The sequence below is a fragment of the Pseudomonas chlororaphis subsp. aurantiaca genome (genome assembly GCF_013466605.1).
In the GTDB taxonomy this organism is placed as follows: Bacteria; Pseudomonadota; Gammaproteobacteria; order Pseudomonadales; family Pseudomonadaceae; genus Aquipseudomonas; species Aquipseudomonas chlororaphis_I.
In genome coordinates this window covers 143,435-156,958 of record NZ_CP059162.1, presented here as the reverse complement: position 1 = coordinate 156,958, position 13,524 = coordinate 143,435, and the positions used below count along the sequence as shown (strand labels likewise).

Below are 13,524 nucleotides of genomic sequence, written 5' to 3'. Positions count from 1 at the left end.
GTCGACCGGCCACCCGCCCTGGGTGGCCGGTTCTTCCCACCGTGACGATTTTGCCGCCACGTCGCATACTCGCGACCAAAGCGCACCGTTGGCCTATGCTGCTGACAGCATGATGCCGGACCATATCTAGAGGGATTCCCCATGTTCTACGTGCAACGCGATGCACAGGGCCAGCTGGTTCGCGTGGAGGCCACGCCTTACGCCGAGGCCACGGAAACACTGCCGGCCGACCACAGTGAGATCCAGCAGTGGTTCGCCAACGAGGTGGTGGAAGTCAGCCTGAAACAACTCAAGCAGAGCGACCTGGAAATGATCCGGGTACTCGACGACTTGATTCAAGTGCTGACCAGCAAGGGGGTGATCCGCGTTACCGACCTGCCACCGGCGGCCCAGGCCAAGCTGATGGACCGGACCCAGGCGCGTGAAGCGCTGGGCGGCCTGAGCCACCTGATCAACGACGACGAAACCGGCCTGATCTGATCCGTCGCCGGCTGCTGGCCGGCGATCTTCGTGCAGCGCCTCAGCGCCAGGGTGCGGGCTCGCCGAACAGGCGGCCCTGGACGCCGTACAGGCCCATCTCGCGAATCACCTGCAATTCCCCTTCGGTCTCCACGCGCTCGGCAATCAGCGGCAGGTCGATGCTGTGGGCGGCGCGCTGGATGGCTTCGATAAACAGGCGCTTGTCGCTTTCCTGGTCGATATCGCGGATGTAGCTGCCGTCGATCTTCAGGTAGGCCAGGCCCAGGCGCGCCAGGTTGCCGATCATGCTGAAGCGTCCGCCGAAACGCTGCAGGCTCAGGGAGAAACCCAGTTCGCGCAGGCGCCGAGTCAGTTGTTCCAGCAGCGCCTGTTCAGGCAACTGCTCTTCGCCGATCTCCAGGGTCAGGCGCGGCCCCAGGTTGGAGTGCTGGCGCAGGATCTCGAACACCTTGTTCAAGGCCTGCGGGTCGGCCAGGGTCGCGGCCGACAGGTTCAACGCCAGCGAGTCCTGATGCGCGTCCATCTGCTTGAGTACCTGCTCGAGCATCAGCAGGTCCAGGCGCGAGGTCCAGCCAAAACGCTCCAGCCACGGCAGGAAGCGCCCGGCGGCGATGGTCTGGCCCTGCTCGTCGAGCAAGCGCGACAGCACCTTGTAGTGCAGCGCCAGCGCGGTATCGCGGGTCGCGACCACCGGCTGGAAGTACAGCTCGAACCGCTGCTGGCTCAAGGCGCCGTCCAGCAGGGTGTGCCAGGCGTGATGGTCGTCGCCGACGCTGGCCGCCGCGCCATGCTCCAGGCAGGCCCAGCTCGTGTCGCCCTGGGCTTCGGCCTGGGCCAGGGCCTGGTCGCCCAGGCTCAGCACCGCCTGCGGCGAGTCGCCATGAACGAAGGGCGCCAGGCCGATGGAGGCCACGGACGCCACGTCGGTGGCGCCAGTGGCATGCAGGCTGGCCAAGGCATTCTCCAGATTCTGCGCCAGCTGCAGGGCCTCCTCGCGCACCAGCCCCGGCGCCAACACGGCAAATTCGCCGCCGCGGATACGGGTCACCAGGTTATGGGTTTCCGGGTACCGCGCGCACTCACGCTGCAATTGTTCGCCCACCGCCTGCAACAGCTGGTCGGTGCGCTGCCCGCCCAGGCGCTGGTTCAGGCCGGCCAGGTCCTTGACCCGCAGCAACAGCAGGTAACCGGAACTGGCCTGCTCCGGGTTGCTCACCCGGGCGTTGAGCTGCATCTCGAAATAACGGCGGTTGGCCAGGCCGGTCAGGTTGTCCTGGTAGGACTCGACCCGCAGCTTTTCGCTGCGCTCGGCCTGCTCCTGGAACAGCGCCTTGAGCTTCTCGACCATCTGGTTCATCGCCTGCACCACGCGGCGCAGTTCCGGCGTACGCGGCAGCTCGGGCAGGCTGAGGAACTCGCGACGGGCAATGGCGTGGGATTGCTGCACCATGTAGTCCAGCGGCTTGAGCTGGCGCCGCAGCAGCAAGGCCCCCAGCACCGCGCTCACGGCCCCGCACAGCAGCAGCCAGCCGAGGCTGCCCAGGGCGCTTTGCCAGAGCTTGGCGACGGCGAACATCGGGTGGCTGATCACCTCGACCCGCGCCGCCTGCTGCCAGCCACGGCTGACCAGGGCGTCGCCGCCGGCCGGCTCCAGGCCGATCAGCTTGACGAACCAGTCCGGCACGTTGCTGACCTCGGGTGTGCCGCTGCGTTCGACCATGACCTCTTCGGTGACCTGGTTGACCACGCGGATGCTCGAGTAATAGCCGCTGTCGAAAATCGAGCTGACCAGCAGCTCGACCATCGCCGGGTCGTCGATGTTCGGGGTCAGGGACAAGGCCAGCGCCGTGGCCGCGTCCTGGGCATGGGAGCGCAGCTGGTTGACGTACTGGGTACGCGAACTTTCCAGGCTGACCATGAAGCTGCCGCTGAAGGCGACCACCAGGAACAGACAGATTGCGATCAACAGTTGTTTGAACAAAGACATCTGAGCTCGTGCTCCTAGTGAGTCGTCTCGACCGGAAAACCTTCGGCCTGCATTTTCTTCAACACGTCCTGCCACCGGGACAGGCGCTTGGTGTCACCGACTTTCTTGCTGCCCTTGCCGGGCAGCCACAGGCCCTCGGCATTGAAGGAGTACACCGGCAGCAGGTCGGTACGCTGGCTGGCCGGCTGGATGGCGTCGATCAGGCTGTCGAGGACCAACGGCATGGCCTCCGGGCTTGAATAGTAGGTCAACACCATGTGCGCGCGATTCTGGCGCAAGGCCTTGACGTAGGTGATGCGCAGCTTGTCACTGGAAACGCCGAGGTGACGCAGGCTGAAATACTTGGCGATCGCATAGTCCTCGCAATCGCCGGCGCCCTTCCACAGGGCCTCGACCGGGGTTTCCCAATAATCCACCTGATGCCACAGGTCGATGTCTTCCACATAGCGCATGTTCTTGTTGAAGAACAGGTTGACCACTTTGAGCTGTTCTATCTCGCTAGCCTGGTTCTGGGTCGCCAGCAGCTGCTGCCAGGCGTCGATGCGCTTCTGCCCTTCGCCCAGCGGCCCGTACAGCGCCGTGGCGCGGCGGCTGATCTGGGAAAAGTCCCAATCGGCCTGCAGGCCGCCCAGCAGCAAGCCGGCCAGCAGCAGCGCCGAAAACAGCCAGCGCAGGGTCCGAGAAAGAGCTAAACGTACCGCCAATGCGAAGAGTCCATGGGAGCTGTCGTGGGTCGAAGGATGGTGCAGGTTGGTCCGCCAAAAGACAATGGCACCTTACAATCACAGCCCCTCTGGAGACGCTAAGCTGAAAGCAGGCACCTGTTCGTTTATCGGCCAGTGCTTGAGCGGCAGGAGGGCTGCCCCGAGAATCAGCGCCGGCAAAATCCATGACAGGGCTCAGGCGGCTGGTTTGACAAGCTGCAGGGCGCTATCTAGCGTCCATTGGATCCAAATTCCATAGAAAACAGGATAGCGTTAACGTGACAGAAAAACCGAGACCCTTGAGCAAGATCGCAGTCAGCGGGCCGATCCCCGCCCACCTCGCGCGCTCGGTGATCGAGGAAACCCTGCGCGCGGCGATTCTCGACGGCCGCCTGCCCAGCGGCACGGCGCTGCGCCAGCAGGACCTGGCCGACCTCTTCGGCGTCAGCCGCATGCCGGTGCGCGAGGCCTTGCGCCAGCTCGAAGCGCAATCGCTGTTGCACGTGGTGCCGCACAAAGGCGCGGTGGTCGCCGAGCTGATCGGCTATGACGCGGTGGAAACCTACGACCTGCGCCTGCTGCTGGAGCTGGAGGCGCTGCGCCTGTCGATCCCGCTGCTCGACGCCGAGGACATCGCCCAGGCCCGCAGTTACATCGCGCAGCTGGAAAGCGAGACCGACCACGCCGAAATCGGCCGGCTCAATCGCCTGTTCCACATGTCGCTGTACCACCGGGCGCCGAACCAGAAGCTGCTGCGCCTGATCGAGCTCGAATTGAACGAGGAAGAACGCTTCCTGCGGTTCCACCTGTCCTCCATGGGCCTGGGCAAGCTGACCCAGGACGACCACAACGCCATGACCGACGCCGCCGAGGCCAAGGACGTCGAGCGGGCGGTGGAGGTGCTGCAGGGCCATCTGGAAAAGGCCGCGAAGACCATTCGCGACTACCTCGAACGGTCCGCCGAGAGCTGACAGTGGTAACGGCGGCATGACGCGGCCACCCTGCAACACTCAATGACCGGCACCCCGGCTTAAGGAAAAGCAGTGCACGCGCGCAATGACAAATGGCTGATGGTGCTCAACTCCGGCGAGCCGGCGAAAACCCGGCTGATCTGCTTTGCGCAGACCGGCGCGGACCCGGAACAGCTGCGCAACTGGTCCACGGGGCTGGCCGGGCACATCGAGCTGGTGCTGGTACGGCTGCCCGGCCACGGCAGTCGCCAGGCCGAAACACCGCTCGACGACTGGCCGCGGCTGCTGGACGATACCTTCTGCGCCCTGCGCCCACTGTTGGCCAAGCCCCACGCCCTGTTCGGCCATGGCCTGGGCGGGATGCTGGCCTACGAAACCGCCAAGCACGCCCAGGCGCACTACCCCGGCCAGACCCGCCACCTGTTCATTTCCGCCTGCCGTAGCCCCGATTACCCGTCGTCCCGGCCGTTGCTGCACGTGCTGCCCGCGGCGCCCTTCCAGGAAGCCATGCTGTCGCTGGGCGCCACGCCGATCGAAATCCCCCGCGACCAGGCCAGCCGGAACCAGTACGAGACGCTGCTACGCGCCGACCTGAAGCTGTTCGAATCCTGGCGCGATCTGTCGAGCGGCAACCTCGACATTCCCCTCACCGCCTTCTATGGCAGCGAGGACCCGCTGGCCCCCGCCAGCAACATGGCCAACTGGCGAGAGTTCACCCACCGTGAGTTCGAGCTGATCGAGGTGGCCGGCAATCACTTCTTCATCAAGTCCCAGCGCCAGCGCCTGCTGCAGATCATCAACATCCACCTGGGCCTGCTCGGCGAATAATCCGCCGTTTTTCTCCTCCGCTCCTGCCCTCACAGGCCCGCCGACGATGGCTCAGCCGTCGATTTGGGCCCACTCTTGCTGTCGCCGACTGAAAAAGGGACGTGAGCGGCACACAGGCTTGTCCGCACACGTCGATCTGCAGACCCACGCAAGGAGCCCAGAGACTGGAGGGCATGACCGGGATCGGCTCCCGCATGCCTTCTCCCAGATATTCAACGACTTCAATTCAGCGCTTCGAAGTTTGCTTCGAGTGAGGCATTCACTCAGCGTTAAAAATTCTGACTCATATAAGTCGGAAGGGGCAACTTCATCTCAACAAAACTTGAACAAGAAGTTTTGCAGCAACTTGTCGCGCAATAAAAATACAAGTTTGAAAAGTATTATAAAAACAACTTGCCCGACACTTTCCCCTGTATTAGCTTTTTCTCCGTCGGCGTTTAAACAACGTCGACTACTCGGTTATGAACACCTGGCAAGCCTTGGCTTTATGGTCTCTTGAAAGCCCATAAAGCCAAGGCAACGGTTCCTTATCGGATAGACCGGCCAGCACTATATAACTTTTCAGATTATCAACTCAGGTTTGAGGCCCCTGCTCGCCCGCAACAAATAAGCACTGATTAAAACATCTATACGAGCCGCAACTTATCGGCCAATCAAACACACTTGAACATCTCAGACAGGTAGCCTAAATGAACGCCAGCAAAGAACTTCTCGACGCCAAGAAAGCCACACTCAGCGCCCATCCCATTTTTGCCGAAATCAACACACTTGCCGTTCTTCAACGCTTTATGCAGACCCATGTTTTCGCCGTGTGGGACTTCATGTCGCTGACCAAGCGCCTGCAACAGGAACTGACCTGCGTACGCCTGCCCTGGCTACCACCGCGGGACCCACGCGCCGCGCGCCTGATCAACGAGATCGTGCTCGGCGAAGAGTCCGACGATCGTCCCGGGCAAGGCCATTACAGCCATTTCGAGCTGTACCTGGACGCCATGCGCGAGGTCGGCGCCGCCACCCGGGTGGTGGAACGCTTCGTCGCGTTGCAGCAGGAAGGTGTGAGCTTCGACACCGCCCTGCAAAGCGTCGACACCGATCCGGCTGCCAGCGCCTTTGTCCGCCAGACCGTGCACACCGCCCTGCAGGCGCCGGCCCATTGCGTGGCGGCGGCCTTTCTCCATGGCCGGGAAAGCGTCATCCCGCAGATGTTCCAGCGCATCCTCGACGACTGGGGCATCGGCATCGAGCAGGCGCCGACCTTTCGCTATTACTTGCAACGCCATATCGAGGTCGACTCCGACGACCACGGCCCGGCCGCGGAACAGCTGCTGCAGCGGCTGGTGGCTGGCGACCCGCAACGCCAGCAGGAGGTGTACGCGGCGGCCATCGCCGCGGTGGACAGCCGCATCGCCCTGTGGGACGGGCTGCGCCTGAGCATGGCGGAATCGCCGATCGGGGTGAGCGCATGAACGCCCTCGACTACCAGTCCTTCGCCGACACCTGGGAAGAGCGCGCGACCATCCGTACCCGCCCTCGGCGCATGCTCGAGGACGACGACAAGCTGATCTACCCCCTGAGCCGCCAGCCGCTGGTGCACAGCCAGGGCTTCCTCGAACACTGCGCCCACCTGCGGGATTTCGTGCTGGTGCAAAGCCTCTACAAGTTCATCAACGACGTGGTGATCTTCGAGACCGAGCTGGTGGACAAGACCGCCCGCAACATCGCCAAGAACCGCTTCGCCATCGCCTTTCCCTTCGCCTGTCGCTACGACGCCATGACCGTGGTGGTGGACGAGGACTACCACGCGCTGGTGGCGATGGACTTCATGCAGCAGACCATCGCCATGAGCGGCATCGAGCCCATCGAGCTGCCCCGGGAAATCGAACTCAGCCGGGCCATCCCCACGGCCCTGCAGCGGGCGCCCGAACACCTGCGCGACGCGGTGGAACTGATCTGCGTGGCCATCGCAGAGAACACCGTGACCAACGATGTCGCCGCCTTCGCCAAGGACGACACGGTCAAGCCGTCGATCAAGGGCCTGATGGCCGACCACCTGCTAGACGAAGGCCGGCATTCGGGCTTCTGGTCGCGGCTGGTGCGCATCTATTGGCACGGCGCCAGCGATGCCGACCGCGCGGAGATCGCCCGGGTGCTGCCGGTGTTCATCGCTCAGTACCTGACCAATGACATTCAGAAAGACTTCGACTTGCGGCTGATCGAGCAACTGCCCGTCGCCGCCCCGATCAAGCAGGCGCTACGCGAGGAGGCGGCCGCCCTGGCCTACCCGATCAACCGCCATCACCCCCTGATCGCCAACATCCTGCGCTTCTTCCGCAGCAGTTCGATGCTGGATTCGGCCTGCGTCCAGGACGCACTGGCCGACTACCTGCCCTAACGGAGGGACCCGAGCATGAGACGCCTCGACATTGTGTTGACGGGCCGCAGCCAGGCCCTGAACGAACTGGCCATGGAGCTGGAGCGCCACGGCCATCTGGTGCGGCGGCTGGACTCGCCGCAAGCCATCGCCAACGCCGAAGGGCTGGCGCCCCATCTGCTGATCGATGATGGCACCCTGGGTGATTCACCCATCCTCGCGGCGGACACCGCGCGCCTGGAACTGCGCATCGCCCTGATCGCCCAAGCGGCTTGCGGGCTGCCACAGGTGCGCCTGTTCCACCGCCACGGAACCCGGCTGATCGAGCAGGCGACCCTGCCGCCGGAAGCCAGCGGCAACGGCCAGGCCCTGCGTAGCAGTGCCGTGGCCAGGCTGGTCGCCAGCACCGCGCGGCTGGTCAGCGGCTTTTCCCGCGGCGCGGCGTTTTTCCACCAGCTCGCGACTCTGGATGAGCCCAGCGAACCGCTGCTGGGCCTGGAGCGCCTGGACTCGCTGGCCTTCGAGCACCGGCACAACCAACAGCCGGCACCGGCCTTGCTGCGGGAGATGCAGGTGCCGATCGCCCAGCGCATCGACCAGAGCCTGCTGGCCTTCGCCCAGCGCCCGGCGTTGAACATCCAGGGCATCGACTACAGCTACCAGGCCCTGCATCGCCTGAGCCGCAACCTGCTGCGACAGATGCTGCGACACCTGCCTGCCTGCCCTGGCCAACCGCCGGTGATCGGCCTGTGCCTGCCCAAGTCGGCGGCGCTCTATGCCGCCATTCTCGCGACCCTGGGCTGTGGCGCGGTGTACCTGCCGCTGGACCCGGAGCATCCGGCGCAACGGCGGCGCTACATTCTCGATAATGCCGGTGCGGTCCTGCTGCTGCACGACGGCTGCGAAGACCTGGGCGACCTCGACCTGGCGCAACTCGATGTACGCACCCTGCTGCATGACGACGCCGAGGACGCCCTCCCGCTGCTATGCCAGGCACCACCGCCAGAGGCGCCCTGCGTGGCGATCTACACCTCGGGCACCACCGGCCAGCCCAAGGGCGTGTTGCTCAGCCAGGGCAATCTCAGCCACTTCTGCGCCTGGTACATCGGCCATGTCGAGCTGGAGCAAAATAGCCGGGTGCTGCAGTTCTCCACCATCAACTTCGACGCCTCGCTGCTGGATATCCTGCCCACCTTCCTCTGCGGCGCACTGTTGGTGGTCCCCGACCAGGACCAGCGGCGCGACCCGCAGCAACTGCTGGCCCTGCTCCAGTGTCAGCGGGTCAGCCATGCCTTCCTGCCGCCCGCGCTGCTGAGCATCCTGCCCCTGGAGCTGCCGCTGGGCCTGGAGCATCTGGTGACCGGCGGCGACGTCTGCGAACCCTTCGTCATCCAGCGCCTGGCCGACCAGTGCGCGCTGCACAACATCTACGGCCCGACGGAAACCACGGTGCTGGCCACCACCCGCCGCCTGCGGGTCGGCGACAACCCGCGCAACCTCGGTTTGCCCATCGCCAACAGCCAGGTACTGATCCTCGACGAACGGCTGCAACCGGTGCCCGAGCGTACCCCCGGCGAGCTGTACCTGGCCGGGCCCGGTGTCGGCCTCGGCTACCTGAACAACCCGGCGCTGAGCGCCGAACGCTACCTGACCCTGGACCTGCCGGACGGGCGCCGACTGCGGGTCTATCGCACCGGGGATATCGGCCAGTGGACCGACAGCGGCATCGAGATCTGCGGGCGGCGGGACAATCAGGTGAAGATCCGCGGGTTCCGGGTCGAGCCGGAAGAGATCGAACACTGCCTGCGCGACGGCCAACTGTTCCGCCAGGTGGCGGTGGTGATCGACGAGCAGAGGCGGATCCTCGCCTACCTGGCCCAGCCAAGTGCCGACGACGCACTGCAAACCCTGCGCGAACAGGTGCGCCAGCGGTTGCCGGACTACATGCGGCCCAGCGCCTACATCGAACTGCCGAGCATGCCCTACACCGCCAACGGCAAGGTCGACCGCCGCGCCCTCCTGGCCCTGCCGCGTACCCCGGGCAGCAACCGCCAGCCACGCCTGCCGCGGAACGCCAACGAACAGCGCTTGCTGGAGCTGTGGGCCGAGCTGCTGGAACTGCCGGCCGAGGATATCGGCACCGACGACAGCTTCTTCAACCTCGGCGGCCACTCGATCCTGCTGTCGCGCCTGCTGCTGGCGATTCGTGAACAGTTCGGCCGCAGCCTGTCGATCAACCGCTTTATCGAGGCGCCGACCCTGAGCAACCTGGCGACCCTGATCGACGGCGCCGCCGACGACGGCCCGGACGCGGCCCTCGACCAGGTGTTCGCCGATGCCAATGCCGAACTCGACCTGGAGGTGTTGCCCATCAGCCAGCTGGGCGATGTGCACAAGGTGCTGGTCACCGGCGCCAACAGCTTTCTCGGCGTGCACATAGTCGAAGCACTGCTGGAATGGGGCGCCAGCGAGGTGGCGTGCCTGGTGCGGGAAACGCCCACGCAATCGGCCGCCGAACGTTTCGCCCAGGCCCTGCGCGACAACCGCCTGGAGCATCTGGACCTGAGCCGGGTGCGGGTGCATGCCACCGATATCAGCCAGCCACGGCTGGGGCTGACGGCAGAGGTGTACGAACGCATCGACCGCGAGTACGGCGCGCTGGTGCACAACGCCGCCAACGTCAACCACGTGCTGGATTACCCGGCGCTGGCGCGCGACAACGTCGAGCCGCTGTTCGAGTGCCTGCGCCTGTGCGAAGGGCGCAGCAAGAAGGTCTTCAACTTCGTCTCGACCCTGTCCGCCTCCAGCAGCGTCGACGCCCAGGGCCGGGTGCTGGAACAACCGCCCGCGGCCACCCCGCCGATCTACATCCGTAACGGCTACAACCTGTCCAAGTGGGTCGGCGAGCGGATCCTGCAACGGGCTCGCGAACAGGGGGTGTGGGTCAATCTCTATCGCCCGGGCAACATCAGTTTCAACAGCCAGACCGGGGTCTGCCAGCCCCACCGGAACCGCCTGATGCTGATGCTCAAGGGCTCGCTGCAACTGGGCCAGGTGCCGCAGCTGGCGATGAACTTCGACCTGATGCCGGTGGACTTCCTCGCCCGCTTCATCGCCTTCCATGCCAGCCGTTATCAGCCGGCCCACGCGGTGTTCAACCTGCACAACCCGCAGCCTTTGAGCTGGGAGGCCTATGTCGCCTCGTTCCGCGAGGCCGGGCGCGAGTTCCGCATGGTCAGCGTCGCCGACTGGCAGCGCCAGCTGGGCCGGGTCGACCGCGACAACGCGCTGTTCGGCGTCCTCGGCTTCTACCTCAACGGCTTCGAGGAAGACATCGGTGACATCTCGCTGATCGGCCATGCCAACGCCGAGGCCGGGGTGCGGCGCATGGGCGCCGACTACCCGCCCAAGGACCCGGCGCTGCTGCGCAAGGGCTGCCAGTACCTGAAAGACATCCGCTTTATCTGAACCCACCCACGCTGGAGAACACCATGAAAAACCTGCAACCCGACACCCTGATCAAGAACCCGAGCGCCTGCGAGGTCCTGTCCATGGTGGACATCGGTGCCGATGCCCAAAGCGTCTGGGCCATCGTCGGCAACTTCGCCGGCTTCCCGGCCTTCATTCCCGCGCTGTCGCATATCGAGATGATGGGCGAGGGCGTGCGCTCGGTGCGCAAGAAGTTCTTCCACGACGGCAACATCGTCATCGAACAACTCAACTCACGGGACGATCTTGAGCTGTACATGACCTGGAGCCTGATCTACGACACCCTGGGCATCGGCAACCTGTGGGCGGCCATGAGCGTCGAAGCCTTGCCCGGCGAACGGGCGCGCGCCACCTGGCGCATCGTCGCCGACCCGGCCGAAGGCGGTGCCGAGGTCGCGGCCTTCCAGGGGTTCCTGCAGGGGTTTGCCGATGAGGCGCTGGGCAATGTGCGCAGGATGTTCGAGTAGGCCGTAGACAGCCTGCGGTGAAACACGCCGGGGCCGTTGCGGCCCCAGCGTTTTGTTGCAGCGGGGTCAGATCTTGAAGCTGTCCACCAGTTGCTTCAGGCGGTTGGCCTGCAGCGACAGGGCGTCGCAATCCTTCAGGGTTTCGTTGAGGTTGGCCACGCCCTGCTGGTTCAGCATGTTGATCTGGCTGATGTCGACGTTGAGGGTTTCCACCACGGCGGTCTGCTCTTCGGTGGCGGCGGCCACCGACTGGTTCATGCCGTCGATCTCGGTGATGCGCTGGGTCACGCTGACCAGCCGCGCACCAGCCTGGTTGGCCACTTCGACGCTCTCTTCGCTGGACGCCTGGCTGGCGTTCATGGTCGCTACCGCTTCGCGGGAGCCGATCTGCAGCGAGGTGATCATCTTGTGGATCTCCTCGGCCGATTCCTGGGTGCGATGGGCCAGGTTGCGGACCTCGTCGGCCACCACCGCGAAACCGCGACCGGCTTCACCGGCACGCGCCGCTTCGATGGCCGCGTTGAGCGCCAGCAGGTTGGTCTGCTGGGAGATGCCTTTGATCACATCGAGGATGTGGCCGATGTTGTCGGTGCTGGCGTTCAGGGTTTCGATCTGGGTGCAGGACAGGCTGATCTTCTGCGACAGCTCGGTCATGGCCAGGATGGTTTGCTCAACCACCTGGCGGCCATCGTCGGCCTGCTCGCTGGCGCCGCTGGCGTGCTGCGAGGCATCGGCGGCGTTGCGGGCGATTTCCTGGGTGGCGGCGCCCAGCTGGTTGATCGCCGCGGCCACGCTGTTGGTGCGCGCGCTTTGTTCGTCGGAACCGATGATCGAGGCGTTGGACGACGCCATCACGCGCTGGGACAGGTCGTGCACCTGGCGGGTGGCCGAGGACACTTCGCAAATCGACGCGTGAATACGTTCCACGAACTGGTTGAACGAGCCGCCCAGTACGCCGAATTCGTCCTTGCTCTCCACCACCAGGCGACGGGTCAGGTCGCCCTCGCCCTGGGCGATGTCCTGCATCGCGCGGCCCATGGTGGTCAGCGGACGCATCAGCACCTGGATCAGCAGGCTCAGCAGCACGGCAATCGCGGCCACGGCGATGAACATCGCCAGCAGCGCCGAGGTGCGGAACTTGCTCAGCGGGGCGAAAGCCTTGTCGCGGTCGATGGACAGGCCGATATACCACTCGGCATTCGGCAGGCCGGTCACCGGGGTGAACGACAGGATGCGTTCCTGGCCGTTGAGCAGTACTTCCTGGGTGCCCTTCTGAATGCGCACGTTGGCGCCCGGGTAGACATCCTTGAGGTTCTTCATCACCTGGTCCTTGTCCGGGCTGACGATCACCTGCCCGTCCGCGCTGACCAGGAAGGCATGGCCCAGGCCGCCGAAGTCCACCGAGTTGATGATCTTCACCAGGGTTTCCAGGCTCAGGTCGCCCCCCACCACGCCCAGCAGCTGGCCGTCCTTTTTCACCGGCATGGCGATGGTCACCACCAGACCGCCAACGGCCGCCATGTAGGGCGGGGTCAGCATGGTCTTGTCGGCCGCCACGGCCTGCTTGTACCAGGGCCGCTGACGCGGGTCGTAGCCGTCGGGCATTTTCGCGTCAGGCCGCTGGGTGAACACACCGTTGACCTGGCCCACGTAGGTGAACTGGAAGTTCGTGGTTAACGCCGGCTGGTCCACCAGCCCCGGGAAGTCGGCGTTGGCGCCCTGGTGGGCGACATTCTGCGAGAGGTTCTCGAGCACCAGGATGCGTCCGCTCATCCAGTTCTGGACGCTGCTGGAAGTGAGGTCACCCGCCTGCTGGATGGACGATTCGAGGTTCTGGCGAATGGTGTTTCGCTGCAGATAGTCGTTGTACAAAGTGAACAACGCGAATGCCAGAACCACTACACCGGAGGCGGCCAAAAGGATTTTATGGCTGAACTTGAGATTCATGTCATGGGACTTCTTATGCCGAAAGTGGGGATGCGTACGGGATGCAACTTTCCATGTAACAGCGCAGGCGGCGCTCTACGACCGCTCTACTTTGGTGCACGCATGGGTCTCACTGTCTGTCGGCACGAGCCGGATAAATCTTAGCGATTTGTCAGAAATGTACGTGTTATCTGCAAGAAACCCGCTGAACGGCAGGCTAGAGCGGTCGCATCGGACTTTTCCGTAGCCTGTCGCCCTGCGGCTGTTGCAAAATCCGAAACCCTTGATGACAATGCGACTA

At 64.4% G+C, this 13,524-nt stretch carries 10 protein-coding genes; 7 read left to right on the top strand and 3 right to left on the bottom strand.

Features of this window, described 5'->3' with window-relative positions; translation table 11 throughout:
* The first annotated feature begins 141 nt into the window (after positions 1 to 141).
* Positions 142 to 480 carry a hypothetical protein gene (locus H0I86_RS00735; protein ID WP_009046323.1) on the top strand — a complete coding sequence of 113 codons (339 nt, stop codon included), beginning with the start codon at positions 142 to 144 and terminating at the stop codon, positions 478 to 480.
* 40 nt (positions 481 to 520) lie between these two features.
* Here H0I86_RS00735 and lapD read toward each other — a convergent pair whose 3' ends face one another.
* The gene (gene lapD, locus H0I86_RS00730; RefSeq protein WP_180923500.1) at positions 521 to 2,467 is read right to left on the bottom strand and encodes a cyclic di-GMP receptor LapD; all 1,947 of its coding nucleotides are present in this window, start codon (positions 2,465 to 2,467) and stop codon (positions 521 to 523) included.
* A gap of 14 nt (positions 2,468 to 2,481) precedes the next feature.
* Positions 2,482 to 3,171, bottom strand: coding sequence for a cysteine protease LapG (lapG, locus tag H0I86_RS00725; protein ID WP_180923499.1), 690 nt, complete (start codon positions 3,169 to 3,171; stop codon positions 2,482 to 2,484).
* A gap of 278 nt (positions 3,172 to 3,449) precedes the next feature.
* On the opposite strand from lapG, the gene H0I86_RS00720 reads away from it, so the two are divergent.
* The 6 genes from H0I86_RS00720 (at position 3,450) to H0I86_RS00695 (ending at position 11,297) form a co-directional block, all read left to right on the top strand.
* Positions 3,450 to 4,142, top strand: a complete 693-nt coding sequence (locus H0I86_RS00720) for a GntR family transcriptional regulator (RefSeq protein WP_180923498.1) — start codon at positions 3,450 to 3,452, stop codon at positions 4,140 to 4,142.
* 72 nt (positions 4,143 to 4,214) lie between these two features.
* A complete protein-coding gene (locus tag H0I86_RS00715) occupies positions 4,215 to 4,970 on the top strand; it encodes a thioesterase II family protein (protein ID WP_180923497.1) in 756 nt (251 codons plus the stop codon).
* A 689-nt stretch (positions 4,971 to 5,659) separates the two neighbouring features.
* Complete coding sequence (locus H0I86_RS00710) at positions 5,660 to 6,436, top strand: DUF3050 domain-containing protein (protein ID WP_180923496.1); 777 nt, start codon at positions 5,660 to 5,662, stop codon at positions 6,434 to 6,436.
* Positions 6,433 to 7,362, top strand: coding sequence for a diiron oxygenase (locus tag H0I86_RS00705; protein ID WP_180923495.1), 930 nt, complete (start codon positions 6,433 to 6,435; stop codon positions 7,360 to 7,362). The genes H0I86_RS00710 and H0I86_RS00705 overlap by 4 nt, the downstream gene beginning before the upstream one ends.
* 15 nt (positions 7,363 to 7,377) lie before the next feature.
* Positions 7,378 to 10,809, top strand: a complete 3,432-nt coding sequence (locus H0I86_RS00700) for a non-ribosomal peptide synthetase (protein WP_180923494.1) — start codon at positions 7,378 to 7,380, stop codon at positions 10,807 to 10,809.
* 23 nt (positions 10,810 to 10,832) lie between these two features.
* Entirely contained in the window at positions 10,833 to 11,297 is a 465-nt protein-coding gene (locus H0I86_RS00695) for an SRPBCC family protein (RefSeq protein WP_180923493.1), read from the top strand.
* A 66-nt stretch (positions 11,298 to 11,363) separates the two neighbouring features.
* Here H0I86_RS00695 and H0I86_RS00690 read toward each other — a convergent pair whose 3' ends face one another.
* The gene (locus tag H0I86_RS00690; RefSeq protein WP_180923492.1) at positions 11,364 to 13,244 is read right to left on the bottom strand and encodes a methyl-accepting chemotaxis protein; all 1,881 of its coding nucleotides are present in this window, start codon (positions 13,242 to 13,244) and stop codon (positions 11,364 to 11,366) included.
* Positions 13,245 to 13,524: the final 280 nt, after the last annotated feature.